26 protein-coding genes are annotated in these 25,591 nt (G+C 67.5%); 11 read left to right on the top strand and 15 right to left on the bottom strand.

All coding sequences use genetic code 11. The features are described from left to right. The first annotated feature begins 142 nt into the window (after positions 1-142). The 4 genes from hpnC to ACUTR7_RS08085 all read left to right on the top strand — a co-directional run bounded on the left by hpnC (position 143) and on the right by ACUTR7_RS08085 (position 4,483). Complete coding sequence (hpnC, locus tag ACUTR7_RS08100; protein ID WP_445608551.1) at positions 143-1,027, top strand: squalene synthase HpnC; 885 nt, start codon at positions 143-145, stop codon at positions 1,025-1,027. A 67-nt stretch (positions 1,028-1,094) separates the two neighbouring features. After that, positions 1,095-1,940, top strand: coding sequence for a presqualene diphosphate synthase HpnD (hpnD, locus tag ACUTR7_RS08095; protein ID WP_445608550.1), 846 nt, complete (start codon positions 1,095-1,097; stop codon positions 1,938-1,940). Next, a complete protein-coding gene (gene hpnE / locus ACUTR7_RS08090; protein ID WP_445608549.1) occupies positions 1,937-3,340 on the top strand; it encodes a hydroxysqualene dehydroxylase HpnE in 1,404 nt (467 codons plus the stop codon). The genes hpnD and hpnE overlap by 4 nt, the downstream gene beginning before the upstream one ends. Before the next feature lie 123 nt (positions 3,341-3,463). Beyond that, complete coding sequence (locus ACUTR7_RS08085; protein WP_099751390.1) at positions 3,464-4,483, top strand: Bug family tripartite tricarboxylate transporter substrate binding protein; 1,020 nt, start codon at positions 3,464-3,466, stop codon at positions 4,481-4,483. 39 nt (positions 4,484-4,522) lie between these two features. On the opposite strand, the gene ACUTR7_RS08080 is transcribed toward ACUTR7_RS08085, so the two are convergent. Next, the gene (locus ACUTR7_RS08080; protein WP_034391668.1) at positions 4,523-5,206 is read right to left on the bottom strand and encodes a GntR family transcriptional regulator; all 684 of its coding nucleotides are present in this window, start codon (positions 5,204-5,206) and stop codon (positions 4,523-4,525) included. A 167-nt stretch (positions 5,207-5,373) separates the two neighbouring features. On the opposite strand from ACUTR7_RS08080, the gene ACUTR7_RS08075 reads away from it, so the two are divergent. The 3 genes from ACUTR7_RS08075 (at position 5,374) to ACUTR7_RS08065 (ending at position 7,762) form a co-directional block, all read left to right on the top strand. Further along, positions 5,374-5,772 carry a carboxymuconolactone decarboxylase family protein gene (locus tag ACUTR7_RS08075; protein WP_012204485.1) on the top strand — a complete coding sequence of 133 codons (399 nt, stop codon included), beginning with the start codon at positions 5,374-5,376 and terminating at the stop codon, positions 5,770-5,772. A gap of 10 nt (positions 5,773-5,782) precedes the next feature. Continuing rightward, positions 5,783-6,646: an NAD(P)-dependent oxidoreductase gene (locus ACUTR7_RS08070; RefSeq protein WP_047218330.1), complete on the top strand. Its 864-nt coding sequence runs from the start codon at positions 5,783-5,785 to the stop codon at positions 6,644-6,646. A 132-nt stretch (positions 6,647-6,778) separates the two neighbouring features. Then, positions 6,779-7,762: a tripartite tricarboxylate transporter substrate binding protein BugD gene (locus ACUTR7_RS08065; protein WP_445608548.1), complete on the top strand. Its 984-nt coding sequence runs from the start codon at positions 6,779-6,781 to the stop codon at positions 7,760-7,762. Between the two features lie 7 nt (positions 7,763-7,769). Here ACUTR7_RS08065 and ACUTR7_RS08060 read toward each other — a convergent pair whose 3' ends face one another. Genes ACUTR7_RS08060 through ACUTR7_RS08045 form a run of 4 tightly spaced genes read right to left on the bottom strand, consistent with a single transcriptional unit; the run spans position 7,770 to position 10,283 of the window. Then, on the bottom strand, positions 7,770-8,360 hold the full coding sequence (locus ACUTR7_RS08060) for a class I SAM-dependent methyltransferase (protein ID WP_445608547.1): 591 nt from the start codon (positions 8,358-8,360) through the stop codon (positions 7,770-7,772). A gap of 19 nt (positions 8,361-8,379) precedes the next feature. After that, complete coding sequence (locus tag ACUTR7_RS08055) at positions 8,380-8,592, bottom strand: DUF2788 domain-containing protein (RefSeq protein WP_046240878.1); 213 nt, start codon at positions 8,590-8,592, stop codon at positions 8,380-8,382. A gap of 56 nt (positions 8,593-8,648) precedes the next feature. Further along, positions 8,649-9,482, bottom strand: a complete 834-nt coding sequence (locus tag ACUTR7_RS08050; RefSeq protein ID WP_445608546.1) for a DUF2189 domain-containing protein — start codon at positions 9,480-9,482, stop codon at positions 8,649-8,651. A 30-nt stretch (positions 9,483-9,512) separates the two neighbouring features. Continuing rightward, positions 9,513-10,283 (bottom strand): HAD family hydrolase, encoded by a 771-nt coding sequence (locus tag ACUTR7_RS08045; RefSeq protein ID WP_013803318.1) that lies wholly within the window; start codon positions 10,281-10,283, stop codon positions 9,513-9,515. Positions 10,284-10,373: 90 nt separating this feature from the next. Here ACUTR7_RS08045 and hemH point away from each other — a divergent pair, with 90 nt between their 5' ends. The 4 genes from hemH (at position 10,374) to ACUTR7_RS08025 (ending at position 13,968) form a co-directional block, all read left to right on the top strand. Then, positions 10,374-11,471 (top strand): ferrochelatase, encoded by a 1,098-nt coding sequence (gene hemH / locus ACUTR7_RS08040; protein WP_071954862.1) that lies wholly within the window; start codon positions 10,374-10,376, stop codon positions 11,469-11,471. 146 nt (positions 11,472-11,617) lie between these two features. Continuing rightward, positions 11,618-12,592: a sulfurtransferase gene (locus ACUTR7_RS08035; protein ID WP_445608545.1), complete on the top strand. Its 975-nt coding sequence runs from the start codon at positions 11,618-11,620 to the stop codon at positions 12,590-12,592. A gap of 93 nt (positions 12,593-12,685) precedes the next feature. After that, entirely contained in the window at positions 12,686-13,783 is a 1,098-nt protein-coding gene (locus ACUTR7_RS08030; protein ID WP_043796407.1) for a YeeE/YedE thiosulfate transporter family protein, read from the top strand. A gap of 11 nt (positions 13,784-13,794) precedes the next feature. Continuing rightward, complete coding sequence (locus ACUTR7_RS08025) at positions 13,795-13,968, top strand: hypothetical protein (protein ID WP_445608544.1); 174 nt, start codon at positions 13,795-13,797, stop codon at positions 13,966-13,968. A 24-nt stretch (positions 13,969-13,992) separates the two neighbouring features. On the opposite strand, the gene ACUTR7_RS08020 is transcribed toward ACUTR7_RS08025, so the two are convergent. The 10 genes from ACUTR7_RS08020 to ACUTR7_RS07975 form a co-directional block, all read right to left on the bottom strand. Beyond that, positions 13,993-14,988 carry a rhodanese-like domain-containing protein gene (locus ACUTR7_RS08020; protein WP_012204475.1) on the bottom strand — a complete coding sequence of 332 codons (996 nt, stop codon included), beginning with the start codon at positions 14,986-14,988 and terminating at the stop codon, positions 13,993-13,995. A gap of 109 nt (positions 14,989-15,097) precedes the next feature. Continuing rightward, a complete protein-coding gene (locus tag ACUTR7_RS08015) occupies positions 15,098-16,006 on the bottom strand; it encodes an alpha/beta fold hydrolase (RefSeq protein ID WP_445608543.1) in 909 nt (302 codons plus the stop codon). A 67-nt stretch (positions 16,007-16,073) separates the two neighbouring features. Further along, positions 16,074-18,278: a 3-hydroxybutyrate oligomer hydrolase family protein gene (locus ACUTR7_RS08010; protein WP_043823846.1), complete on the bottom strand. Its 2,205-nt coding sequence runs from the start codon at positions 18,276-18,278 to the stop codon at positions 16,074-16,076. A gap of 52 nt (positions 18,279-18,330) precedes the next feature. Continuing rightward, positions 18,331-19,398 (bottom strand): branched-chain amino acid ABC transporter permease, encoded by a 1,068-nt coding sequence (locus tag ACUTR7_RS08005; RefSeq protein ID WP_013803326.1) that lies wholly within the window; start codon positions 19,396-19,398, stop codon positions 18,331-18,333. Between the two features lie 13 nt (positions 19,399-19,411). Beyond that, on the bottom strand, positions 19,412-20,404 hold the full coding sequence (locus ACUTR7_RS08000) for a branched-chain amino acid ABC transporter permease (protein WP_034391650.1): 993 nt from the start codon (positions 20,402-20,404) through the stop codon (positions 19,412-19,414). Further along, on the bottom strand, positions 20,401-21,150 hold the full coding sequence (locus ACUTR7_RS07995; protein WP_016454051.1) for a branched-chain amino acid ABC transporter ATP-binding protein: 750 nt from the start codon (positions 21,148-21,150) through the stop codon (positions 20,401-20,403). Before ACUTR7_RS07995 ends, ACUTR7_RS08000 begins: the two co-directional genes overlap by 4 nt. Next, positions 21,147-21,929: an ABC transporter ATP-binding protein gene (locus ACUTR7_RS07990; protein ID WP_445608542.1), complete on the bottom strand. Its 783-nt coding sequence runs from the start codon at positions 21,927-21,929 to the stop codon at positions 21,147-21,149. The genes ACUTR7_RS07995 and ACUTR7_RS07990 overlap by 4 nt, the downstream gene beginning before the upstream one ends. Positions 21,930-21,932: 3 nt before the next feature. Further along, positions 21,933-23,135, bottom strand: coding sequence for a substrate-binding domain-containing protein (locus ACUTR7_RS07985; RefSeq protein WP_445608541.1), 1,203 nt, complete (start codon positions 23,133-23,135; stop codon positions 21,933-21,935). A gap of 276 nt (positions 23,136-23,411) precedes the next feature. After that, complete coding sequence (locus ACUTR7_RS07980) at positions 23,412-24,437, bottom strand: methionine synthase (protein WP_013803331.1); 1,026 nt, start codon at positions 24,435-24,437, stop codon at positions 23,412-23,414. Between the two features lie 136 nt (positions 24,438-24,573). After that, positions 24,574-25,557 (bottom strand): DUF1852 domain-containing protein, encoded by a 984-nt coding sequence (locus tag ACUTR7_RS07975; RefSeq protein WP_445608540.1) that lies wholly within the window; start codon positions 25,555-25,557, stop codon positions 24,574-24,576. Positions 25,558-25,591 lie beyond the last annotated feature (34 nt).

Below are 25,591 nucleotides of genomic sequence, written 5' to 3'. Positions count from 1 at the left end.
TGCGGGCTGCAAGATCCGGGCAACATGCCGCGGCAGCTGGCTGGCGCCGTTTACTGACTGACGGGTTAGTAATTTAGAAGAAGCCCTTGAGCCCGTCAAGTGAAATGCATGGCCTTGCGCGCAGCATCGACAATCGGCCACCGTGAAGTCCACCGCTCCCACCCTGCCCGCCTCCCCCGCCCCGGTCACGCACTACGAGAACTTTCCCGTGGCGTCCTGGCTGTGCCCGCCCCGCTTGCGCCCGCCGATTGCCGCGCTCTACCACTTCGCACGCACTGCAGACGATCTGGCCGACGAGGGCGATGCCACGCCGCCAGAGCGCTTGGCCGCGCTGGCCGCCTACCGTGCCGACCTGATGGCGCTGGGCACCGAAGGCGAGGCCTCCACGCTCGCCCGCACGGCCTGGCCTCTTGTCTTTGCAGGGCTGGCACCGCAAGTACGCGCCCACCAGCTGCCGCTGGCGCTGATGGACGACCTGCTCAGCGCCTTCGCGCAGGACGTGCGCAAGACCGAATCCGGCACCACCTACGCCGACCGCGCCGAGCTGCTTGACTACTGCCGCCGCTCGGCCAACCCCGTGGGCCGGCTGCTGCTGCATCTGTACGGAGTGGACGATGCCGAATCGCTCACCCGAAGCGACGCCATCTGCACCGCCCTGCAGTTGATCAATTTCTGGCAGGACTTCAGCGTGGACCTGCCACGCGGGCGCCACTATCTGACCGATGCCGACTGCGCCACCCACGGCGTGCAGCGTGATGACCTGCGCGCCGAGCCCGCTGCATTGACCCCTGCCGTGCGCGCGCTGCTGGCCGAGCAGTCGGCATGGGCGCGCGCCCTGATGCAGTCCGGCGCACCGCTGGTGCACCGCCTGCCGGGCCGCATCGGCTGGGAACTGCGCCTGGTCGTGCAGGGCGGGCTGCGCATTCTCGACAAGGTCGATGCGCTGCAGGGCGCCAGCCTCTACCGCCGCCCCACCGTCGGCAAGGCCGATGCCCCGCTGCTGCTGTGGCGCGCCCTGCGCATGTGATGGCGGGCAGGCCGTTGCGACACCCAGGCTTTGGCCCCAAGCCGTCCATGGGACAATCCCGCCCCATATGAATCCGGATCAGTACGTCCAAGACAAGGCTGCCGCCTCGGGCAGCAGCTTTTATTACGCCTTCCTCTTCCTGCCGCGCGAGCGCCGTGCCGCCATCACAGCCTTCTATGCCTTCTGCCGCGAAGTGGACGACGTGGTGGACGAAGTCTCCGACCCCGGCGTGGCGGCCACCAAGCTCGGCTGGTGGCAAAACGAAGTGCACCAGGCCTTTGCAGGCAAGCCCTCCCATCCCGTGATGCGGGCGCTCATGCCGCACGCCCCGGTCTACGCCATCGAGGAGCGCCACCTGCAGGCGGTCATCGACGGCTGCCGCATGGACCTGGAGCAGACCCGCTACCTGGACTTCCAGGGCCTGGCGCGCTACTGCCACCTGGTCGCAGGCGTGGTCGGCGAAGTGGCCGCGCGCATCTTTGGCCAGACACAGGAAGAAACCACGGCCTACGCCCACAGGATGGGCCTGGCCTTCCAGCTGACCAACATCATCCGCGACGTGGGCGAGGACGCCATGCGCGGACGCATCTACCTGCCCATCAGCGAGCTGCAGCAGTTCGACGTCAAGGCGCATGAAATCACCAAGCGCGAATACTCGGACCGCTTCACCGCGCTGATGCGCTTTCAGGCCGAGCGCGCCCACCGCCTCTACGACGAGGCCCTGGCCCTGCTGCCCGCCGCCGACCGCCGCACGCAAAAGCCCGGCCTGATGATGGCCAGCATCTACCGCACCCTGCTGCGCGAGATCGAGGCCGACGACTTCCGCGTGCTGCACCAGCGCATCAGCCTGCCGCCGCTGCGCAAGCTGTGGCTGGCCTGGAAGATGCAGGCGCTGGGGCGCATGGCGCGGTGAGCAGAGACAGCGCCAAGGACAAGCCGCGCACCTCTGTGCCGCGCGCCGCTCAGCCGCGCGCAGCCATCCTCGGCGGCGGCTGGGCCGGCTTCGCGGCCGCCCTCACGCTGGCGCGCAGCGGATGGCACATCACATTGCACGAGGCCGCACGCGAGCCCGGCGGCCGTGCGCGCGGCATGGACCTTGACACGCCACAGGGCCCGCTGCGCGTGGACAACGGCCAGCACATCCTCATCGGTGCGTACACCGAAAGCCTGCGCCTCATGCGCGAGGTGGGCGTGGACCCTGAACAGGCCCTGCACCGCCAGCCCATGGCCTTGCCCTATGCCGATGGCAGCGGCCTGCGCTTTCCCGACTGGCCTGCGCCGCTGGATGCGCTGGCCGGCATTGCCACCGCACGCGGCTGGAGCCTGGGCGAGCGTGCAGCCCTGCTGGCGCGTGCCGTGCGCTGGCGGCTGGCGGGCTTTCGCTGCGCGCCGCAGGCCACCGTGGCCGACCTGTGCGCCGGGCTGCCGCAGCGCCTGGTCAGCGAGTTCATCGACCCGCTGTGCATCTCGGCGCTCAACACGCCCATTCACCTGGCCAGCGGCACGGTGTTCCTTCGCGTGCTGCGCGATGCGCTGTTCAGCGGCCGTGGCGGCTCGCACTTCCTGGTGCCGCGCCGTGACCTGGGCAGCCTGTTCCCGGCGCCGGCCGCGCAGTGGCTGCAAGAGCGCGGCCACGCCGTGCGCCTTGGCAGCCGCGTGGCCGAACTGCAGCCCCAGGGACCGCACTGGACGCTGGGCGCAGCCCAGGCCGAAGATGCGCCCTTCGACGCCGTGCTGCTGGCCTGCCCCGCGCCCGAGGCGGCGCGCCTGGCACTCACCGCCGCCGAGCACGACAGCCTGCCTGCGCGCGACGGCATAGCCCTGCAGCGCTGGGCGCAACTGGCCCAGGACCTGCAGCACCGCCCCATTGCCACCGTCTATGCGCAGGCCTTTGACGCCTCACACACACTGCCCCCGGGCGCGCCCTGGCTGGCGCTGCGCTCCACGCCCGATGCGCCTGCGCAATTCGTTTTCGACCGTGGGCAACTCGGCGGCCCTCAGGGCCTGATGGCCTTCGTCATCAGCGACAGCGCATCGGACCGCGAAACCCTGCAGGCCCAGGTGCTGGCCCAGGCCCAGGCGCAGTTGGGCTGGCATGGACTGGTTGCGCTGCGCACCGTGATCGACAAGCGCGCCACCTTCGCCTGCCTGCCGCAGCTGCAGCGCCCCGGCATGGAGTTGGGCCACGGCCTGTGGGCCTGCGGCGACCATGTGGATGGACCGTACCCGGCCACCATCGAGGGCGCCGTGCGCAGCGGCCTGCAGGCGGCCGAGGCCATCGGCCAGGCCCTGGGTGCCGAGGGAAAAGCCTGATCCCCCGGGTATCTCCGTAGCCTGCAGACCCTGGTTTGACAGCAGATTGACAGCCGCCGGCGCCACCATCGCTGGCGCCGCATCCGCTGCCCATTCACTACAACGATAGCCAGGAGACCAGACATGCCTTCGCGCGACTTTCTTCACCACGCAGACCTGCCCCCGCTCGGCCGCCGCCAACTGCTGGCCGGCACGGGCGCCATGGCCCTGTCGGGCCTGCTGCCTGCGGCCGCGCTGGCGCAGGACGCCTGGCCCACGCGTCCCATCCGCTTTGTCGTGCCCTTTGCGCCGGGCGGCAGCTCGGAAATCGTGGCGCGCTCCACGGCGGCCGAGCTGTCCAAGACCCTGGGCCAGAACGTCTTCGTGGACAACAAGCCCGGCGCGGCCGGCAACATCGCCATGCAGGAAGTGGCGCGCGCCGATGACCAGAGCACGGTCATCCTGGGCCACATCGGCACGCTGGCCGTCAATCCCTACATCTTCGACAAGCTGCCCTACGACGCGAACAAGGACTTCCAGCCCGTCAGCCTGCTGGCCAAGGTGCCCAGCCTGTACGTGGTCCACCCCGATGTGCCGGTCAAGAACCTGCGCGAACTCATCGCCTACGCCAAGAAGAAGCCCGGCCAGCTCAGCTACGGCTCGGCCGGCAATGGCAGTGCCGGGCACCTGGCCTTCGAGTACCTGAAGATGACGGCCGAGATCTTCATGCTGCACGTGCCCTATCGCGGAACGGGGCCGATGATGACGGACCTGATGTCAGGCCGGCTGGACGCTGCCTCGGTCGGCGCTGCCGCCCTGCTGCCCTTCATCAAGGCGGGCAAGGTGCGCTGCATCGCCACGGGATCGACCCAGCGCCTGCCCCAGTTGCCCGATGTGCCCACCGTGGCCGAGCAGGGCTTCCCGGGCTTCGAGATGACGCAGTGGTACGGCATGCTCGCCCCCTCCAGCATGACCCGAGCCCACGTGGACAAGCTGGCTGCCGAATGCGCCAAGGCCGTCAAGGCGCCCGACGCGCTCAAGCGCCTGCAGGGCGATGCGGCCGAGCCCATCGGCAGCACGCCCCAGCAGTTCGCGCAGTTCATTGCCACCGAGCAGGCACGCTGGCAAAAGGTGCTCAAGCGCGCCCAGGTCAAGCCGGACTGAGCGCACACGGACTGACACCCCCAGGCACAGGCCCCGGCATCAGCTGGCCGGGCCAGCCTTCTCGGCCATGGCGCGCAACACGCCCTGGCCGGCCTTTTGCACATGCTCGGCGCTCAGGCGCGCGGCCTGGTCCGCGTCGCCCTGCTCTATCGCCGCCACGATGGCATCCAGCTCGGCCAGCGTCTGCGGCAGGCGCCCGGGCTGGGACATGGAGATGCGCCGCAGCACTGTCACGCGGTTGTTCAGCTGCCGCAGCATCTGGCCGGCCACCAGATTGCCGCAGCCCTCGATCAGGATGTCGTAGAACTGGTTCTTGATCGCCAGCAGGGCCACCTTGTCGCTGGCCACGGCGGGCACGGCCAGCTCGCCCAGCTTGGCGCGCAGCGCGGCGCGCTGGCCTGCCGAGGCATGCAGCGCAAAGCCCCGGCTGGCCAGGCCCTCCAGGCTGGCCCGCACCTCGTAGATATCGCGCACCTCCTGCACCGAGATGTCCGTGACCTCGGGGCCACGGTGCGGAACGATGGTGATCAACCCCTCGGCCTGCAGGTGCTGCAGCGACTCGCGCAGGCACGAACGGCTCACATCAAGGCTCTCGCACAGTTCGCGCTCGGACAGCTTCTGGCCCGGCGCAAACACGCCATCGAGGATGGCCGTGCGCAGGGTCTGCGTCGTGCGCAGGCGCAGCGACGTTTCTTCGCGGGGGACACGCAGCATCTGGTTCATGGGACGAATCCTACCCGCCAATCCAGGGGCCGGACGGACTGACGGATTGTCATACACACACCTGGCGCGGCAGGCAATCCCGATTTTCATCAAGTAGGATTGTCTGACAATCTGATTAAATCCACTCCACCGAAAGACACCCTCACTGCCTTCCATCAGGAGTTTTCATGACCCGAGCCTATGCACCCAAGAACCCCGCCCTCTTCGACCAGGGCCTGTCCACCCGCCGTGAGGTGCTGGGCGCCGAGTATGTCGATGCGTCCATCCAGAACGCCACGGACTTCAACATCGACATGCAGGAGCTGGTCACCCAGTACTGCTGGGGCGATGTCTGGAACCGCCCCGGCCTGGACCGCAGGACGCGCTCCTTCCTGAACCTGGCCATGATCACGGCGCTGAACCGCCCGCATGAACTCAAGCTGCATGTGCGCGGCGCCATCAACAACGGCCTGACCAAGGAAGAGGTCAAGGAGGTCTTCCTGCAGACCGCCATCTACTGCGGCGTGCCGGCCGCCATCGACTCCTTCCGCGTGGCTTCGGAAGTCTTCAAAGAGATGGACATCTGAGGCACGCAGCATGACCACCATAGGATTCATCGGCCTCGGAATGATGGGCCAGCCCATGGCCCACCTGCTGCACGCCGCAGGGCACGCCCTGGTCATCCGGGACGCCGTGCCCGCCGCCACCGCACGATTCGCGCAGGAGCATGCGGGCGTGGCCGTGGCATCCGGCGCGGCCGACTTTGCCGGCTGCAGCGTGGTCTTCACCATGCTGCCCGACTCCCGCATCGTCGATGCCGTGGTCGGCGAACTGGCACCGCACCTGCCGCCCGGCGCCTGCATCATCGACATGAGCTCTGCCGACCCCAACCGCACGCGTGCGCTGGCCGGCCTGCTGGGCGAGCGCGGCATCGGGCTGCTGGATGCGCCGGTCTCCGGCGGCGTCAAGCGCGCCATTGCGGGCACGCTGTCCATCATGGTCGGGGGCGATGCGGACCTGCTAGCCCAGCACCTGCCGCTGCTGCAGCGCATGGGCCAGGCCATCACCCATGTCGGCCCCGTGGGCGCGGGCCATGCGCTCAAGGCGCTGAACAACTATGTCTCGGCAGCGGCCCTGATCGCCACGGCCGAGGCCATCCATGCGGGCGCGGCCTTCGGCATTGCGCCGGCCACCATCGTGGACGTGATCAATGCCTCCACCGGCAAGAACAACACCACCGAAAACAAGGCGCACCAGTTCATGTTGAACGGCGCCTTCAACTCGGGCTTCTCGCTGGCGCTGCAGGCCAAGGACGTGGGCATTGCCCTGTCGCTGGGCCAGGCCATGCACACGCCCATGGCACTGGCCGAACAGGTCAGCGCCATGGCGGCCGACGCCTCCAGGTCCCTGGGACCCGCCGCCGACCACACCGAGCTGTACAGGTACGTGGCCCCGGCCTGAGCCTGCGCCGTCTCGCCGTCGTCAAGGGCCGCACGCGGCCCTTGCCTTCCTGCCTCACGCCACCAAACACGCCACCGACAACCGGCCGCACAGAGCCGGCGGCCCCTGCACGCGCCTCCAGGAGACAAACCCATGCGCCCCCTCATCCGCAATCCCTTTGCCCAGACCCTTCTCGCCGCCGCGCTGTCAGCGGCCAGCCTTGCCGCCCTGGCCTTCCCCAACAAGCCCGTCACCATCGTCGTTCCCTACGCGGCCGGAGGCTCCACCGACGTGCTGGCCCGTGTACTGGCCGAGGCCATGACGCGCGACCTGGGCCAGCAGGTCATCGTCGAGAACCTGGGCGGCGCCGGTGGCACCATCGGCACCAGCCGCGTCACACGTGCCCAGGCCGACGGCCACACCCTGCTGCTGCACAACATGGGCATTGCCACGGCGCCCGCGCTCTACAGCAAGCTCGCTTTCGATGTGAGGCGCGACCTGGAACCCATCGCGCTGGCAGGCGACGTACCCATGATCCTGGTGCGCAGCAAAGGCTTTGCGCCCGCCACGCTGGCGGATTTCATCGCCCACATGAAGGCCAAACCGGGCGAAGTGCGCTTCTCGCATGCCGGCGTAGGCGCCACCTCCCACCTGTGCGCCATGCTGCTGCTGCAGACTACCGGCACCGAAGCCACCCTGGTGCCCTACCGTGGCACGGGCCCGGCCCTGCAGGACCTGGTGGCAGGCAATGTCGATGTCATCTGCGACCAGCCCGTGGCCACCGGCCCGCACATACAGGCGGGCATGCTCAAGGGCTACGCCGTCGCCACGCGCGAACGCCTGCCCTCCCTGCCCGATGTGCCCACCTTCGCGCAAGCTGGCCAACCCGGCTTCGAGCTTGCCGTATGGCACGGCCTGTACGCTCCGCGAGGCACGCCCCAGGCCGTCATCGAGCGCCTCAACAAATCGCTGCGCACCGCCCTGGCCGAGCCCGCCCTGGTCAAGCGCTTCACGGACATGAGCGTCATCATCCCGCCCGCAGACCGCCTCACCCCCGACGCCCTGCGCCAGCACACCGCCGCAGAAATCAAGCGCTGGGACCCGGTGATCAAGGCTGCGGGGGCCAAGGCCGAGTAACGCCGCACTACGACGACACCGGCTTGCGGGCCACGACATCAAAGCGATGCCAGTGCTTGGGGCCTCGCATGCTGGGGGCCATGCCATCGAACTCATTGAAGGCCAACAGCTCCATGCCATCCAAAAGGCGCAAGACCTGATCACGCGAATGAAAGCTCATGGACTGCGAATCGGCCCAGGCGTCGCGCGGTCCGAAAAAATGACCGGCGAACACACCGTCCGGACGCAGCGCAGAACGCACCAGCGACCAAAACGCATCGAAGTACTCAGGATGGCAAAAGGGCAGGCTCAGTCCAGCGTGGATCAGATGCGCTGCAGGCAAGGAGGAAAGATCCTCGAAACGGCAAGCCTGCAGCGTCAAAGCGCCGGACGCCTGCGATGCCAGGGGGCGCAAGCCCTCGATGGCCGCAGGTTCGCTGTCGATGGCGTGGATGCGCCAGCCGGTATTGAGCAGCACGCGGCACTCATGGCCCGCGCCACAGCCCAGATCGATGGCCGCTCTATCTGCCGTATCACCCGCCAACGCGTCAAGCGCCTGCACCAGCAGGGGAGATATCTTGCGTCCCTCGGTAAAGCGGTAGTAGTCCGTCCAGCTCATGGGTGTGACGCCTGCGGCGTCATCTCTCCATCCACCACTGGATGACGATCTTGGCGATGTAGCCCACAAAGCCCACGCCCAGGCCCAGGAAGATCACGAAGGTGCCGAACTTTCCTGCCTTGGACTGGCGCGCCAGCTGCAGGATGATGAACACCATGAAGAGGATGAAGGCCCCCACGCCATAGGTGAGGAAGAAATGGGCGATCTGTTCTTCTGTATACCCGAATATCACGACAACACCGTCCTACATCCTCCCCTGCAGGCCCGGCCGGTCCGGGCCCGCCCGGCTCAACGCGCCGGGAAGGCCGACGAATCGACCAGATCGCGGTACGCGTGCCAGCTCGCGTGCCCCAGCAGGGGCATCACGGCCACCAGTCCCAGCAGCCAGCTGCCCAGGCCCAGCAGGGTCAACAACACAATGAGGGCGGCCCACAGTGCCAGAGGCACAGGGTTGGCCAGCACGGCCAACCAACTGGTCAGCACGGCCTGGCGCACCGTCACCCGCCTGTCCAGCATCAGCGGCATGGCCACCACGCTGGACGCAAAAATAGGCGCTGCCAGAAAACTGCCCAGCGCCAGCCATATCGCAAACAACTGCCCGTCGCGGGCCAGCACCACGTGCTGCACGAAATCCGCCGGGGTGGCGATGCGCACGGGTGAGAGCACGGTGATCAGCGAGGCCGACACCAGCACCCAGCCCGTGGCCGCCAGCGACAGCAGCAGCCCGAACTGCACCAGGCACCAGTAGCCGCCCTGCCCATCGGCCTTGGCGACATGGCAGTTTTGCCAGCGCGTCCAGGTGCGCCGCACCAGGGACAGATCGGCAACCTCGCCACGCTCCAGCGCACGGCTGATGGCGTAGAGGCTGGTTGCCACGACAGGGCCGACGATCAGGAACCCCGACAGGGCCCCGGCCATCAGCCAAAAGCGATTGTGCCCCAGCGTCAAGATCAAAAACCCGATCAAGGTCAAGACCAGGCCATGTGCCAAGCTCAGCCAGGGCGCCCTGGCCATGTCGCGCGCGCCACGCGCCAGCCAGCTCAGGGGGTGTTTCCAGCCGATGCTGCGCACGGCGGGGAGGACGGGGGGGTGGAAGAAAGCGGTGCTGTGGCTGGTGGGCATGGCATGGCGCGGCTTCGCGGGCAGGCAGGGTCAGCTGTCAGCCAGCCCCTGGCACAACTGCGCAAGGCTGGCCACCGTGACGTGGGGCGTGGACCCCTCGTGAGGCCATGCTACGCCCGTGCGGTTGAGCCAGACTGCGTGCATACCCGCATCCATGGCGCCCAGCGCATCGAGCCGCGCGTCGTCGCCAATGTGCAGCACCTCGTCAGGCGCCACGCCTGCCGCCGCCGCTGCCGCGTGGAAAAAGCGCACATCCGGCTTGGCCATGCCGGCCTTGGTCGCGCTCAGCGCGGCATGGAAATGCTCGCCAATGCCCACCACGTGCACGCTGGCGTTGCCGTTGCTCAGCGCCACCACGGGCCAGCGCGCGGCCAGGAACTGCAGGGCGGGCAGCGCGTCCTCGTACAGGTCCACGCGCTGGCGCTCGGCAAAGAAGATATCGAAGGCCGTTTCCGCCAGGCCGCCATCGTCGCCATTGCGCTGCAGCGCCAGGCGGATGGACTCGCGGCGCAGGCCGCTCAGGTCGTGGGCAAGGTCCGGGCGGTCACGCTCGATCTGCACGCGGATGGCGCGCAGGGTGGCCACGTCGCGCAGCGCTGCGGCCGTGGTGGGCGCATGGGCGTGCAGCCAGTCCAGCAGTACCTGTTCGGCGCGCGAGATGGCTGGCCATACGGGCCACAGCGTGTCGTCCAGGTCGATGGAAATGGCGCGGATGCGGCCGCTGCGGCGCAGCTGCTGCAAGGCGGCCAATGCAGGGTCAAGAGAGGATTCGGCGAGGGGGGCGATGGTGGCTTGGGACATGGTTCGAGCATAGCGAAGGCAGCCGTTGCCGGCAGCAGCCGGGTCATCCGACTCGCGTGGCAGGCGGCTCCGTCCTGCCACAATCGGCCCATGCCTTCCCGCTTCGCGCCAGAACCTCCATTCCGCCACGACCAACCCCAGCGCACCGCCGTGCTGCTGTGCAACCTTGGAACGCCCGATGCGCCCACGGCTCCGGCCGTGCGCCGCTACCTGGCGCAGTTCCTGGGCGACGACCGCGTGGTCGAGATCCCCAGGATTGCCTGGCTGCCCATCCTGCACGGCATCATCCTGCGCACGCGGCCGGCCAAGTCGGCGGCCAAGTACGCCACCGTCTGGCATGAGAAGGACGGCTCCCCCCTGCAGCACTGGAGCGCGCGCCAGGCCCTGCTGCTGCGCGGCTGGCTGGGCGAGGCCGGGCACAACGTGCTGGTGCGCCATGCCATGCGCTACGGCAACCCGTCCATCCCCAGCGTGCTCGATGCCCTCAAGGCCGAAGGCGCCACGCGCATCCTCATCCTGCCGCTGTACCCGCAGTACTCGGGCACGACCACGGCCAGCGTGTTCGACGCGGTCTATGACTGGGCCCGCACCCAGCGCCATATTCCCGAGCTGCGCTTCGTCAACCGCTACCACGACGACGCTTCCTACATCGACGCGCTGGCCCAGCGCATCGAGGCCCACTGGCGCAGCAACGGCCGTGGCGAGAAACTGGTCATGAGCTTTCATGGCGTGCCCGAGCGCACGCTGCACCTGGGCGACCCCTACCACTGCGAATCGCGCAAGACCGCGCGCCTGCTGGCTGAGCGCCTGGGCCTGTCGCCCTCGCAATACCTGGTGACCTTCCAGTCGCGCTTTGGCAAGGCCAAATGGCTGGAGCCCTATACCGAGCCCTCGCTGATCGAGCTGGCACGCAGCGGCACCAAGCGCGTGGACGTGGTCTGCCCCGGATTCACCAGCGACTGCCTGGAAACGCTGGAGGAAATCAGCCAGGAAGCGCGCGAGGCCTTCATGCATGCCGGTGGCGAGCAGTTCGAGTTCATTGCCTGCCTCAACGACAGCGCGCCCTGGATCACGGCGCTGAGCCGCATCGCCCAGCAGCATATGCAGGGCTGGCCCACGCAGAAGGCGCCGCAGGCCGAACTCGACGCCAGCCTGGAGCGCGCCAAGGCCGTGGGCGCACAGCGCTGAGGCCGTTCTGCATCTTCTGCACTGCGCCATATAACCCTGCCTCATGAGCAGAATGCATAAGCGTCTTTGTATATAGATGCTGCAAGCGGGACAATTGCACTCCAGTTGCTTGTTCCGCCGGTCTTCCATGACCGGCCCCAGCCATCATGACCAAGACCTTTTCCCCCGCTCTGCGCCTGGCGGCCCCGCTGCTGGCGCTGGGCCTCGCCTGCACCGCCTTCGGCACGGCCCACGCCGCCGAACCCCTGCTCACCCCTGCCGGCGTGCAGGCCGCCGCCGGCCAGGACGCCGTGCGCATCATCGACATCCGCGACCCCAAGGCCTATGGCGAGCGCCATATCCCAGGCGCGCTCAACGCCCCCTACGGCAAATGGCGCGGCCCCGCCACCAATCCCGGCGAACTGCCGGAGCTGCCCAAGCTCACCGAACTCGTGCAGTCCCTGGGGCTGACGCCCGCCACCCACGCCATCGTTGTCTCGTCGGGCGCGGACGCCACCGACTTCGGCGCGGCAGCGCGCGTGTACTGGACGCTCAAGCTGCTGGGCCTCAAGGAGCTGTCCGTGCTCAACGGCGGCATGAAGGCCTGGAACGAGCAAAAGCTCCCGCAGGACAACGAGGCCGTCAAAGTGGCCCGCAGCAGCTACCAGCCCCAGCTCGACACCAGCCTGATCGCCACGCGCGAGGACGTGGGCCAGCACGTCAAGCTCAGCAACGCGGCCCTGGTGGACTCGCGCCCCGACGCCTTCTACCAGGGCAAGACGCGCGCGCCTGCCGCCAAAATCTCGGGCACCCTGCCCGGCGCGCAGCAGCTGGACTTCAACCAGTGGTTCGTGCCCGGCACCTCCACCTTTGTCGATACGGCCACGGCCAAGCAGATCGCGGCCAAGGTCAAGCGCGAGCAGGGCCAGGACATGGTGGCCTTCTGCAACACCGGCCACTGGGCAGCCACCGACTGGTTCGGCCTGTCCGAAGTCGCGGGCCTGCCGGGCGTCAAGCTGTATGCGGGCTCCATGGTGGACTGGACGCAGCAGGCCGATGCGCCGCCCATGGCCAACCAGCCCGGCCGCGCCGAATCCCTGGCCTACGACGCCAAGCAGTGGTGGGAAAAAAAGTTCAAATAAACACCCCCTGAGGCGCTTGCGCGCCTTCCCGCCGTGGCACGGCGCCTCTCTACCCGCTTCGCGGGGGAGGGCGACTGCATGGAGAAAAATCATATGAAACGACTTCCTCTTGCGGCCATCCTGGCCGTTTTCTTTGGCTGGCTGCTGTGGAGCGTCTCGGTGCGCCAGGCCGCGCTGTTCGCCGTGGGCCTGGGCCTGGGCGGGGTGCTGGCCGGCAAGCGCTTCGGCTTCACCACGGGCTGGCGCATGCTGATCGAGGACAAGGACGCCAGCGGCGTCTTCGGCCAGTTGCTGCTGCTGGCGCTGGCCGCCGCGCTGGCCATGCCGCTGCTGGGCCACTATCCCGAACTCACGGCCGCCCTGGGCCCGCCCAGCATAAGCCTGCTGGTGGGCGCCTTCGTCTTCGGCCTGTGCATGCAGATTGCAGACGGCTGCGGCAGCGGCACGCTGTACAAGGCCGGCATGGGCATTCCCATGAATGCGGCCATCCTGCCCGTGTTTGCCATCGGCAGCTTCCTGGGCAGCCTGCACCTGGGCTGGTGGCTGGACCTGGGCAACACCCAGCCCGTGGGCCTAGTCACGGCCTGGGGCTGGGCCCCTGCCCTGCTGGCCACGCTGGCGGCGCTGGCCGTGGTTGCGCTGGGCGTGGCCTGGTATGTGCGTGGCGCCAATGTGGCGCTCAAGCGCCCGGCCAAGCCGCTGTTCGTGCGCAAGTGGGTGGTGGGCGCGGTGCTGCTGGCCGTGCTGGCCACGCTCAACCTCGTCATTGCGGGCCAGCCCTGGGGCGTGGTCTACGGCTTCGGCCTGTGGGCCGCCAAGATCGCCAACGCCACAGGCGCCGTGGACCTGGCCGGCAACTGGTTCTGGAGCCAGCCCGGCAACGCCGCGCGCCTGCACGAGACCGTGCTGCTGGACGTGACCAGCATCACCAACATCGGCATCCTGGGCGGCGCCCTGTGGGTGGCTGCCGCCAAGCCCGTCAATGCCAAGCCGCTCACGGGCACGCAATGGATGGTGGCCCTGGTGGCCGGCCTGGTGCTGGGCTACAGCTCGCGCCTGGCCTTCGGCTGCAACGTGGGCGCCATGCTCTCGGGCATCTCCACGGGCAGCATCCACGGCTGGATCTGGGTGCCGCTGGCCTTTGCCGGCACCATCTTCGGCCTGCGCATCCGCCGCCACTTCAATTTCTGAGAGGACCCGCCATGACACAGCAAAACACCCTGCGCGCGGTCTCCTGGGCCGTGCTCGTCCTCTTCCTGGCCTGGGACTACCTGCACTCGCCGCCCGTGGACCTGCGCTTCGAGGCGCCGCTGATCGCGGCCGGCTCGGGCAAGGCAACGCAAGGCGGGCACTGCTCGATGCCGGCGGGCAAATAGGTCAAGGCAAGGCCAAGGTCAAGGTCAGGGCACGCTGGGCGCCGGCCCCTCGTCCGCACTGGCCGTCACGGGCAGCGGCGCGGTTTCCACGTCGAAGCCAGCCGCCTGCCAGGCCTTGAGGCCGCCCACCAGCGGGCGCACGTTGGCAAAGCCGGCGCGCTGCAGCTGGCGCGCCAGGCGGGCGGCGGATATCTCGTTGGGGCAGTCGCAGTAGATCACCAGCCCGTGGGGATGGTCGTGCTGGGGCAGCAGGTGCGCATGCGACTCGCCGCCATCGCGCGGGCGCAGTTCCCAGGACTGGGCGCCGGGGATATGGCCCTGGCGGTACTGCGGCAGGGCGCGCACATCGATCACCGTGGGCTCCATGCCCTGGGCATGCAGGCCCGCCAGTTCGCGCACCGACATGCGCGGCATGCGCAATGAGCGCACCATGCGATGGCGCTGCCACCACTTGCGCACGATGAACAGCCCCAGCGCCACGCCCAGCAGCAACAGGCCCCACTGGCCCAGCGCCGTGAGCACGCCCAGCAGGTCTTCCACCGTGGAGCTGAACAGCGAGCCCAGGTACACGGCCGAGCCCACCCAGATCAGCGCGCCCAGCCCGTCATACAGCACGAAGCTGCGCAGCGGTGTGCCCATCACGCCAGCCAGCGCGCTGGCGATGGAGGCGAAGCCCGGCACGAACTTGGCCACCAGCAGCGACCTTGCGCCCCAGCGGCCGTAGACGGTCTCGGTCTGGCGGATGCAGGCATCGGGCGACAGCGAGATGCGGCAGATGCGGCCCAGCACCCGGTGGCCGTAGGCCTTGCCGGCCTGGTACCAGAACAGGTCGGCAATCAGCGCCGCGCTCACGGCCACGGCCACCAGCCACAGCAGGCGCACCCAGTCGGCGCCTTCCAGCGCGCCGGTCACGACCAGCACCGGGTAGGCCGGAATCGGCGCACCCAGCTGCTCGACGAACACATTGAGAAAGACGATGCCGAAGCCGTACTCGCGGATCAGCTCCACCAGAAAACCCATGTCAGGCCTCTCTTGCCCAGACGGTGCCCGCGCCCGAAAAGAAGGCGAGGCTGCACCCATCGCAAATGCTAGCGCGGCAGCAACATCCGCGCCCGGCCCGGGTTGATGCTCAGCCGCGCTGCAGATGCTCCAGCACCCATTGCCAGTGCGCGGGCACGTTCAGCGCCGGCGCATGGCCGCAGCCGGGCACCTCCTGCCAGTGCAGCAGGCCGCGCGCGCCGGGGCCGCGCGTGGTCATTTCCCGGGCCACCTCGGGCAGCACCAGGTCCGAGTCCACGCCCCGCAGCAGCAGCACGGGAATCTGCAGCGCGTCGTAGTGCGGCCAGATGCCGTAGTCGTCGTCATGGGCCGTGAACTGCTCGATCATGGCCGGGTCGTAGTGCGGCGTGACGCGCCCATCGGGCAGGCGGCGCACGCTGGTCTCGGTGAGCTTGCGCCACTCGGAGTCGCTGAGCCAGCCGTAGGGCCGGTAGGCCTGGCGAAAGAAGGCCTCCAGCTCGCCCACGGTGTCGAAGGCCGGCGGCTCGCCCGCATAGGCCTTGATGCGCGCCAGCGCCGACTCGGCCAGCTGCGGCGCATTGTCATTGAGCACCAGCGTCGCAATGCGTGCGCGCAGCGACGGCTCGAACAGGCCCGAGGCGCAGACCGTGCCGATCGCCCCGCCCATGGACGTGCCCACCCAATGCGCGCGCTCCAGCCCCAGCGCATCGAACAGCCCGCGCGCAATGCGGGCGTAGAAGCCCAGCCGGTATTCCTCGCGCGGCGCGCGGCTCCACTGGCTCAGGCCCCGGCCCGGCGTGTCGGGGCAGATCACGCGCCAGCCCTGGCCTGCCAGGAACTGGGCCAGTGCATCCATGTCACGCCCCGTACGTGCCAGCCCGTGCCAGGCGACGACGGTGCCCGCTGGCGACACATCGGGCGCGGGCTGCCAGTCCATGTAGTGGATCTCGTAGCCCGCGCATTGCGTGTAGCAGGAAGCGGGTACGGGCGCGGATGAGGAAGATGCTTTGGAAGCCATGGGAGAAATCTTTGCTGTGCAGGAGCCGCCGGCCACCGTGGGGCAGCCGGCCGCTCCAGGGCCTGGCTCACTCAGGAATGCGGATCAGCCCGTCGCTGACCTCGATGGTGTTGGCCGTGCTGGGCCGCGCCACGAAGGGCGGCACCTGGGCCGCCGTGATGGCGGGCGCCGCGCCCGGCTGGCCGCCGCGCGGCGTGGTGCGCACCACCTGGCTGGCGGGCAGCGCGGTGCTGCTGCGCAGGTTGGCCCACACGGCATCCATGGCCTGGTTGAAGTACGGATGCAGCGGCACGAAGCGCGTGTCGAAGCCGGAGAACGGCAGGAAGGCATCGAAGTGCTGGGCATTCACCACCTCGATATAGCGCAGCCGCGTGTTGCTGCCGTCCAGCCCCCGGTTGAGCACCGTGTAGGCGCGCGCATTGTGGTTGACCGGCACCAGCGCATCGCTGCGGCCCGCCACGATGATGGTGGGCTTGCCGCGCAGCTTGGCGGTGTGCAGCACCTCGTTGATGCCGGCGCGCACGGCGTCGCTCTGGGCACGCGTGGGCACGCTGCTTTCGGAGAGATTGAAGCCGGTCACCGGATCGAAGCCCGTCACCAGCGCGTGCTGGCACAGCGCGTTGTCCAGGCCCAGGTCGGCCACGCGCGTGGAGGGCGACACGGCAAACTGCCAGGCCTTGGCCCCGCCCACCGAGTCGTTGTAGACCACCGTGGCGGGCGTGCCGTTGGCCGTGCCATTGGCCGTGGCAAAGCTCTGGGCCAGCGCAGCCCCCGTGGCGGGCACCACGTCGCCCGTGGCATTGGCGGCCGCAAAGCTGGTGCGGCACAGGTTGGCATCCACGCCAAACCGGCCATAGGCCATGGTGTACATGGCCGACAGGATGGGGCCGTTGCCCAGCGCGTAGTGGGCGTTGTGCATGGCGTCATGGTCGCGCGTCCAGCCGTACAGGCGCAGCTTGCTCAGCGCATTGGCGGCGCGGTCGGCCGTGGTGCTGCCAATGACCAGGCCCTTGGCGGCCAGGCTGGTGCAGCGTGCCTCGGCCCGCGCCGTCATGGCGGTGAGGCCTATGTAGTTGAAGATGGATGTCTCGGTCAGCGCCGCATCGGGCGCCAGCGCCGCGCAGGGCTGGTAGATGTTGCCGTAGGTGGTGTACTCGGCCAGCGTGCGGCCCGGGTTGGGCATGGTCGCATTGCCCACGGCAATGGTGTAGCCCTGGCGCGTGGGCATCTCGGTCACGGGTTCGGAGGCCACCACGCCGTCGATCAGGCCGTCCGCATCCAGCTCGGCCGCACGCAGCACGGCCGCGCCGCCGTTGGAAGCCGAGCCCGCCAGCACCAGCGTGTTGTCCTTGCCGAAGGGCACGGGGTCCTGCGTGGTGCCATAGCGGGCATTGAGCACGTACAGCGCATAGCGGGCCGCGGCCAGCGTGTCGTTGCCCCAGTCCTTTTCAGGGTTCTGCTGGGAATGCGCGTGCTTGATGGCAATGCGGTTGGGAAACGCCGCGTTGTAGGCGGCGCGCGCCGCATCGGTCAGCCGTGCGGCAAAGAAGGACAGGCTGCCCGCGTCCGTGCGCGTGGCGCGCGTGCCGTCCAGCTTATTGACGGTGTCGTCGCTCAGGTTGTGCAGGCCCACGCCCTTGCCCGCATCGGTCAGCGCCACGGCGCAGCCCTTCTTCAGGCCCCACTCGCCCGCCGTGCCGATGGCGCCATACACGCCGCGCGAGCCAGAGGACGGGCCCAGCACGATGCAGGGCCGGTTGCGGTCAAAACTGTCCGGCACCTGCACGGCCACCATGGTCTGCTTGCGGCCCGTGCCGTCGTCCAGCACGGCCAGGTACTCGCGCCCGGGGATCAGCCCTTCGCCCGCAGTCACTTGCCCATCGGCCGTGATGTTGGGGCCGTACAGCGTGCCGTAGCCGCCGCCCGCCGTGGGGTCCAGGATGCCACGGTAGTTGGAGTACAGCGCATTGCGCCGCAGCTCCGCCGCCGTGGGATTGGCAGGGTCCGCATACAGGGGCGCGGCTGCGGCGCCCAGGCCCGTCTTGCCCAGGCCGCCCGTCAGCAAGTCCTGCGTGGCCGCCGTGGCGCCCGTGCCGGTGGCCGTGGCCGGATACACCGTGGCGCCCAGCTCGGTAAAGCCCTTGGGCAGATCGTTGCTGGGTTCATGCTCGCCGCTGCCGCAGGCCGCAAGCGCGGCCGCCGCCAGCGCCGTGAAGGCCCAGCGCCAGGGGGTTGCAGGAATCGACGACACCATCTCTTCACGCTTCAACATGCCCATCTCCTTGTGGTAGTTCTCTGATGCACGAATGCGCCAGGGGCCCTGGTCAGGCTCCGGCGCGGGAAGAACGCAGACGCCCCACGACGCCCGTGGGGAAATAGTAGACCGACAACACGAACAGCACGCCCAGCCACAGCAGCCAGCGGTCGGGCGACAGCAGCGCGGCCAGCCAGGGCAGGCTGTGCGCGGCCTCGCTGGCCACGCGCAGCAGGTCCTGCAGATAGCTCTGGGCGATGAGGAACAGCACCGAGCCGATCGCCGCGCCATAGATGGTGCCCATGCCGCCGATCACCACGATCAGCAGGCAGTCCATCATGATCTCGAACGACAGCGAGGTATCTGGCCCGTTATAACGCAGCCACAGCGCCAGCATGGCCCCGGCCACGCATGCGAACAGGGCCGACAGCACGCTGGACAGCGTGCGGTACACCACCACGCGGTAGCCGATGGCCTCGGCACGGAACTCGTTCTCGCGGATGGCCTGCAGCACGCGGCCGAACGGGGAATTGACGATGCGCAGCAGCGCCAGCACCAGCACCACAGCCAGCACGAACAGCAGGTAGTAGGTGATGATGCGCCCGTCGATCAGCACGCCCAGCACCTCGTTCTCGAAGGGCTCGAAGCTGGGCGACAGCCACTCGGGCAACTTGAAGCTCAAGCCGTCCTCCCCGCCCGTCCATTCCGACAGTTGGGAGGCCAGCGTCTGGAACGCCGCCGCCACGGCCAGCGTGATCATGGCAAAGAAGATGGCCCGCACCCGCAGCGAGAACAGGCCGATGGCCAGCGACAGCAGCAGCGACACCAGCAGCGCCGCGCCCAGGCCCAGCGCCAGCGCACCCCAGCCCGCGCCCATGCGCGACGATGCAATCGCCACGCCATAGGCGCCAATGCCGAAGAACATGGTGTGCGCAAAGCTCACGATGCCGGTGTAGCCCAGCAGCAGATCGAAGCTGGCCACCAGCACCACGAAGATCAGCACCTTGGCCGCCACGTTCAGCGCCTTCACGCCAGGGAACACGAAGGGCGCCGCCGCCAGCCCCAGGAAGATCAACAGCAGCAGCACCGCCAGCACGCGGCTGCGCGGCAGGTCGCCGGAAAGCAATCGGTTGAGCATGTCGATCACTCCTTCAGCGGTTCGCTACGGGATAGACGCCCTGAGGCCGCCACAAGAGGATGGCCACCATCAACGCAATGTTGGAAAACAGCGCCACCTTGGGCACCAGGAACCCCGTGTAGTTGGCCATCAGCCCCACCAGCAGCGCGCCGATCAGCGCCCCGCCCGTGCTGCCCAGCCCGCCGATGATGATCACGATGAAGATCAGCACATTCACCTGCGCCCCCATCTGAGGCACCACGCTCTGCTGGTACATGCCCCACATCACCCCGCCCAGCCCGGCCAGGGCCGAGCCCGCCACGAACACGCCCACGAACAGGCGGCGCACGCGGTAGCCCAGGGCCTCCACCATCTCGCGGTCCTGCACGCCTGCGCGGATCAGCAGGCCGATCTTGGTGCGCGACAGCGTCCAGGCCAGCAGGGCAAACACCGCCAGCCCCACCAGCACGGCCACCACGCGGTACTTCTCCACGGCGGCATCGCCCAGCAGCCAGGCGCCCTTCATGCCTTGGGGCAGCGGCAGCGGAATCTGCTGCGGGCCCCAGATGAGCTTGATCAGCTCCTCGCCGATGATCATGCCGCCCATGGTGATCAGGATCTGCTTGAGATGCTGGCCGTACACGGGCCGCACGATGAAGCGCTCGAACGCCAGCCCGATGGCGCCCGCCACCAGCATGGCCACCACCATGGCCGGCAGCACGGCCAGCAGGTTGCGCCACAGCTGCTCGGACCCCGTCCAGTCGCCCATGGCACCCAGCACGCTGGTAGCCACGAAGGCACCCAGCGCGATGAACACGCCGTGGCCGAAGTTCAGCACATCCATCAGCCCGAACACCAGCGTCAGCCCCGAGGCGATGATGAACACGATCATCCCCATGGCCAGCCCCGCCACCGTCAGCGTCAGCCAGGTCGAGGCCGAGCCCACCAGCGGCAGCGCCACCAGGGCCAGCACGGGCACCAGCAGCAACGGCTTGAAATCCACATCCAGCCTGTTCAGCTTGTTCATAGCGAAAGCCCCAGCAGCGACTGCTGCAACGCCGCGTCTGCCGAGAACTCGGCCATGCCGCCCGCATGCACCACGCGGCCGTTGTCCATCACCGCCACGCGGTCGCCCAGGCGGCGCGCAAAGCCCAGGTTCTGCTCCACCAGCACAATCGTCGTGCCGCCCGCCTTGAGCTGGGCGAAGGCCGCGATCATGTTCTCGATGATGGCCGGTGCCAGGCCCTTGCTGGGCTCGTCCACGATCAGCAGATCACGCGGCTCCACGATGGCGCGCGCCACCGCCACCATCTGCTTTTGCCCGCCCGACAGCTTGCCGGCCGGGTGGTTCCAGAACTTCTCCACGGCCGGGAACATGCCGAAGATCCACTGCAGCCGCTGCGCGTCCATGCGGTCGGCGCGCGAGGCGCCGCGCGCGGCCAGCAGCAGGTTTTCCTGCACCGTCAGGTCCGCGAAGATGCCCATGTTCTCGGGCACATAGGCAATGTTCAGCCGCGCGATCGCCGGCGTGGGCAGGGCCGTGATGTCGGCCCCGCCAAAGGCGATGCGCCCCTGGCTGGCCCGCCACAGACCCATGATGGTGCGCAGCGTGGTCGTCTTGCCCGCGCCATTGCGCCCCAGCAGCATGGTCAGCTGACCGCGCGGCACGGCCAGGTCCACGCCATGCAGGATGTGATAGGCCCCGATATGCGTGTGCACGCCCGACAGTTCGAGCAGGTTGGGGTTTGGGTTGAGGTTGGCGGCAGCGCTCATGCGGCCTCCGTCACGGCGCCCTGCTCCGGCATCACACCCAGGTAGGCCTGCTGCACCACAGGCGAGGCAATCACCTCGGCCGGCGGCCCATCGGCCACCAGCGTGCCATTGGTCAGCACGATGATGCGGTCGGCCAGCTCGCGCACCACATCCATCTTGTGCTCCACCAGCAGGATGATCTTGCTGCGGTCCTGCTTGAGCTTGCGTATCAGGTCCAGGATCACCGGCGCCTCGTCATGGCTCATGCCCGCCGTGGGCTCGTCGAACATATAGACCTGGGGTTCCAGCGCCATCAGCAAGGCCACCTCCAGCTTGCGCTGGTCGCCATGCGGCAGCGCGGCCACGGCCTCGTCGCGCCGGGCGGACAGGGCCACCTGGTCGAGGATGTGCAGCGCTCGCTGCGTGAGCGCGCGGTGGTCGCTCCAGATGCTCCACAGGTTCAGGCCGCGCCGGTGCGGCCCCTCGTCGCGCGCCTGCACGGCCAGGCGCACGTTCTCCAGCACGCTCAGGTGCGGGAACAGATTGGTGAGCTGGAACGCCCGCCCCAGCCCGGCCCGCGTGCGCGCCGAAGGGGCCAGCCCCGTCAGCTCGCACCCGCCCAGCAGCACGCGCCCGGCAGTGGCCTTGAGCTGCCCCGAGATCAGGTTGAAATACGTGGTCTTGCCCGCCCCGTTAGGCCCCACGATGGCCGTCAGCGTGCCCGGCTCGAAAGCGCAGCTCACGCCGTTGACGGCCACATGGCCCCCGAAGCGGATGGTGAGATCCTCTGTGCGCAACATTGCTCAGCGGCCGTTGCGGATGGGAACCTGCATCTCCTCGGGCTTGATCTCGCGCACCAGCTCGGGCACGCCCCAGGCCCGCGCCGGGTCCACGCGGATCTTGAAGTGGTACATGCTCTGCAGGGCCTGGTGGTCTTCCTTGCGGAAGGTCATCTGGCCTTTGGGCGTGTCGAAGCTCATGCCCTCCATGGCCTTGATCAGACCGTTGGTCTTGGTGTCTCCACCTGTCTTCTTGAGCGCCGTCACGATGGCCATGGCCGCTGAGAAACCGCCCGCCGTGAAGAAATCCGGCGGCGTCTTGTACTGCTTGTAGTGCATGGACACCAGCGCCTCGTTCACCGGGTTCTTGGGAATGCCGTAGTAGTAGTACGTGGCACCCTCCATGCCCGGCAGATTCTTGTAGGCCGCCATGGCGGGCAGGATGTTGCCGCCCGTGGCGATCTCGATCCCGTAGCGCTTGAGATCCATGTCCGCGATCTTGAACGGATTGCCCGCCCCGGCCCACACGATCCAGATGATCTTCCTGCCCGGCTGGTCCTTGAGCTTGTCGATCAGCCGCTGCGCTCCTGCCGTGAAATCCGTGGTGGCGGCAGGCAGGTACTCCTCATGCGCCAGCTTGCCCTTCTTGATGGCGTCCTTGAAGGCCTTCACCCCGTCGCGGCCGAAGGCGTTGTCCTGGGCCAGCGTGGCAATCGTCACGCCCGCCTTGTCGATGGCCACCGCATTGCTGATGGCGTCCTGGCTGGAATTGCGGCCCGTGCGGAAGATGTACTTGTTCCACTTGTCGCCCGTGATCGAATCGGCCACGGCCGGCTCCACCAGCAAAATCTTCTTGTACTCCTCGGCCACCGGCAGCATAGCCAGCGCCACGCCGGACGACGTGGGCCCCACGGCCAGATCGGCCTTGTCATCGGAATACGCCGTGGCCAGCAGGCTCTTGCCCAGGTCGGGCTTGCCCTGGTCGTCCTTCTCGATCACCACCAGCTTTTTGCCATTCACCGCCATGCTGCCGCCCGTGGCGTACTCCAGCCCCATCAGCAACCCGGCCTGGGTCTGCTTGCCATAGGCCTCCAGCGCGCCGGTCTTGCTGTAGACGTGGGCAATGCGGATCTCGCCCTGCTGGGCCATGGCGGCAGGAGCCGCAGCGGCCACGGTGGCCATGGCGGAGAGTGCGAGGGCGGAATGCAGGAAGGGGCGGCGTTGCATGGTTTGTCTCCTTGGGTTGGCGGCTGGGCTGGCGCCCGCTGCTTTTGTGGGGAGGGACCATGCATGCTTTGTGCCAGGCAGGCCCAGGCGGGCCAAGCAGGCGCAATGGCGGGCGCGGGCAGAGCACGGGCAGCGAGTGCCCGACTATTGAACAGATTCAGTGTCTTGACTTCAGACAGTTGCCTGAATCCGATACAGGGCAAACCATGAACCCCTGGCACCCCTGGCACCCCTGGCACCCCTGGCATCTTCCCCTGCGCGTGGCCACGCAGGGCATCAGGCCTTGGCGAGCCGCTCCTTTGCCAGCTTCGTGCCTTCTGCCAGCGCCTTCAGCTTGCGCCATGCCACGTCCCGCCCCATGGGCGCCAGGCCGCAGTTCGTGCAGGGGAACAGCCGCTCCTTCGGCACGAACTCCAGCGCCCGGCCGATGGTGTCCGCCACTTCTTCGGGTGTCTCCACCACGTCGCTGGCCACGTCGATCACGCCGACCATCACGTCCTTGCCGGCCAGCAGCCTCATCAGGTCGGGCGGCACATGGGAGTGGATGCATTCCAAGCTCACCTGGTCGATGCGGCTCCTGGCCAGCGCGGGAAACACCGTCTCGTACTGACGCCATTCCTCGCCCAGCGTGCTCTTCCAATCCGTATTGGCCTTGATCCCGTAGCCGTAGCAGATATGCACGGCCGTCGTGCAGGTCAGGCCCTGCGCTGCGCGCTCCAACGCCTGCACGCCCCAATCGGCGGCGTCCTTCATGTAGACATTGAAGGCGGGCTCGTCGAACTGGATGATGTCCACGCCGTCGGCCTGCAGCGCCAGGGCCTCCTGGTTGAGCAGCTCGGCAAAGGCGAAGGCCATCTTGACCTTGTCTCCATAGAAGCGGTCCGCCACGGTATCGACGATGGTCATCGGGCCGGGCAGCGTGAACTTCAGCTTCTTCCTGGTGTGCGCACGCGCCAGCTGCGCCTCGAAGGCATGCACGCGGCCCTTCAGGCGCAGGGCGGCAACCACCTGCGGCACCATCGCGTCGTAGCGGTTGTCGCGGATGCCCATCTTCACCTTGTTGTCGAAGTCGATGCCCTCCACCTGCTCCAGAAAGCCATGCACGAAGTGCTGGCGCGACTGCTCGCCGTCGCACACGATGTCCAGGCCTGCATCTTCCTGGGCCTTGATCCACAGCAGGGTTGCATCGGCCTTGGCCTGGCGAAGCGCATCGCCCTCGGCCCGCCACTGGGGCCAGAGCTTGTTGGTTTCGGCCAGCCAGGCTGGCTTGGGCAGGCTGCCGGCGATAGAGGTTTCAAACATCGGAGAATTCCTTCAAGGCAAAAATGGGTGGTGCCAGCGTACTTCAGGACCGTTGTCCCAAGCCGCTGCGCAATCAATGAAAAATGGTCTGTCTGTCTGTCTGTCTGTCTGTCTGTCTGTCTGTCTGTCTGGCCGGTCAGAGCGCGCAATCGGCAGCCCATTGCTCAAGAACATTCCTGTACGGCTTGATGAAATGCTCCTGCGCAAACCTGCCCTGCTTGACGGCCAGCTGGCTGCGCTCTTCGCGGTCATAGACAATCTGCGTCAACGAGTAATCATGGTTCTTCAGGCTCGGCTGATAGATTTTTCCTGCCGCGCAATTGGCGTTGTAGATCTCGGGGCGGTAAATCTTCTGGAAGGTTTCCATGGTGCTGATGGTGCCGATCAACTCAAGATTCGTGTAGTCGGCCAGCAGGTCGCCCTGAAAATAGAAAGCCAGGGGTGCAACGCTATTGGGCGGCATGAAAAATCGAACCTGCATTCCCATCTTCCCAAAATACCGGTCCGTCGATGACAACTCATTTTGCTGATACTCGGCACCGAGTACGGGATGCTGGTTTCCGGTGCGCTGATAGGTCTTGCTGGTAGAGGCGCTGATGCAGATGACCGGAGGCTTGTTGAAGTGCTCCCTGTACGTGCTCGAACGGGCGAATTGCTTGAACAGCTTGCCATGCAGGTCGCCAAAATCGTCTGGCGTGCTGAACTCCTGGCGGTTGATGTTGTATTCCGGCAGCAGAACACTGAAGTCATAGTCACGCACGTAGGATGAAAAATTATTCCCTGCAATGCCGGCTATGCGCTTGTTCGATTTTCTGTCGAGAATGCTGGTCTTCAATATCTCGATCAACGGAAATACGCCACTTCCCATCTGCGCACCCATGCCCATCTCTACGGAGATGATGTCCAGCTCGACTGAATAGCGGTCTCCCGTCGGATTGTCCCAATGCGCCAGGTCATTGAAGCGGTTGTCAATCATCCTCAGCGTATGGCGCAGGTTCTGCTGCCGGCTTGCTCCCCGGGCCAGATTGGCAAAGTTGGTCGTAATGCGCGTGCTGTCCGATGGGTGATAGTTCTCATCGAAACGGATGCTCTTGAGGCTGAAGTGCAGTTCTGCGTTCATGGTGATCCAATGACCTGATTTAGAAATAAAAAAG

The sequence above is a fragment of the Delftia sp. NA_296.1 genome (assembly GCF_052692095.1).
Note: the sequence above shows the minus strand (reverse complement) of the source record. Positions and strands in the feature narration are given on the sequence as shown.

Excerpts from the sequence above, each read along its gene's own strand:
- hpnD (WP_445608550.1), top strand. The coding sequence starts at position 1,095 with ATGAATCCGGATCAGTACGTCCAAGACAAGGCTGCCGCCTCGGGCAGC.
- ACUTR7_RS07975 (WP_445608540.1), bottom strand. The coding sequence starts at position 25,557 with ATGAACGCAGAACTGCACTTCAGCCTCAAGAGCATCCGTTTCGATGAG.
- ACUTR7_RS08085 (WP_099751390.1), top strand. The coding sequence starts at position 3,464 with ATGCCTTCGCGCGACTTTCTTCACCACGCAGACCTGCCCCCGCTCGGC.
- ACUTR7_RS08010 (WP_043823846.1), bottom strand. The coding sequence starts at position 18,278 with ATGTTGAAGCGTGAAGAGATGGTGTCGTCGATTCCTGCAACCCCCTGG.
- hemH (WP_071954862.1), top strand. The coding sequence starts at position 10,374 with ATGCCTTCCCGCTTCGCGCCAGAACCTCCATTCCGCCACGACCAACCC.
- ACUTR7_RS08035 (WP_445608545.1), top strand. The coding sequence starts at position 11,618 with ATGACCAAGACCTTTTCCCCCGCTCTGCGCCTGGCGGCCCCGCTGCTG.
- ACUTR7_RS08070 (WP_047218330.1), top strand. The coding sequence starts at position 5,783 with ATGACCACCATAGGATTCATCGGCCTCGGAATGATGGGCCAGCCCATG.
- ACUTR7_RS08015 (WP_445608543.1), bottom strand. The coding sequence starts at position 16,006 with ATGGCTTCCAAAGCATCTTCCTCATCCGCGCCCGTACCCGCTTCCTGC.
- ACUTR7_RS08080 (WP_034391668.1), bottom strand. The coding sequence starts at position 5,206 with ATGAACCAGATGCTGCGTGTCCCCCGCGAAGAAACGTCGCTGCGCCTG.
- ACUTR7_RS08030 (WP_043796407.1), top strand. The coding sequence starts at position 12,686 with ATGAAACGACTTCCTCTTGCGGCCATCCTGGCCGTTTTCTTTGGCTGG.
- ACUTR7_RS08045 (WP_013803318.1), bottom strand. The coding sequence starts at position 10,283 with ATGTCCCAAGCCACCATCGCCCCCCTCGCCGAATCCTCTCTTGACCCT.
- ACUTR7_RS08050 (WP_445608546.1), bottom strand. The coding sequence starts at position 9,482 with ATGCCCACCAGCCACAGCACCGCTTTCTTCCACCCCCCCGTCCTCCCC.
- ACUTR7_RS08025 (WP_445608544.1), top strand. The coding sequence starts at position 13,795 with ATGACACAGCAAAACACCCTGCGCGCGGTCTCCTGGGCCGTGCTCGTC.
- ACUTR7_RS08065 (WP_445608548.1), top strand. The coding sequence starts at position 6,779 with ATGCGCCCCCTCATCCGCAATCCCTTTGCCCAGACCCTTCTCGCCGCC.
- ACUTR7_RS08075 (WP_012204485.1), top strand. The coding sequence starts at position 5,374 with ATGACCCGAGCCTATGCACCCAAGAACCCCGCCCTCTTCGACCAGGGC.
- ACUTR7_RS08005 (WP_013803326.1), bottom strand. The coding sequence starts at position 19,398 with ATGCTCAACCGATTGCTTTCCGGCGACCTGCCGCGCAGCCGCGTGCTG.
- ACUTR7_RS08020 (WP_012204475.1), bottom strand. The coding sequence starts at position 14,988 with ATGGGTTTTCTGGTGGAGCTGATCCGCGAGTACGGCTTCGGCATCGTC.
- ACUTR7_RS07980 (WP_013803331.1), bottom strand. The coding sequence starts at position 24,437 with ATGTTTGAAACCTCTATCGCCGGCAGCCTGCCCAAGCCAGCCTGGCTG.
- ACUTR7_RS07985 (WP_445608541.1), bottom strand. The coding sequence starts at position 23,135 with ATGCAACGCCGCCCCTTCCTGCATTCCGCCCTCGCACTCTCCGCCATG.
- ACUTR7_RS08060 (WP_445608547.1), bottom strand. The coding sequence starts at position 8,360 with ATGAGCTGGACGGACTACTACCGCTTTACCGAGGGACGCAAGATATCT.
- ACUTR7_RS07990 (WP_445608542.1), bottom strand. The coding sequence starts at position 21,929 with ATGTTGCGCACAGAGGATCTCACCATCCGCTTCGGGGGCCATGTGGCC.
- ACUTR7_RS07995 (WP_016454051.1), bottom strand. The coding sequence starts at position 21,150 with ATGAGCGCTGCCGCCAACCTCAACCCAAACCCCAACCTGCTCGAACTG.
- ACUTR7_RS08000 (WP_034391650.1), bottom strand. The coding sequence starts at position 20,404 with ATGAACAAGCTGAACAGGCTGGATGTGGATTTCAAGCCGTTGCTGCTG.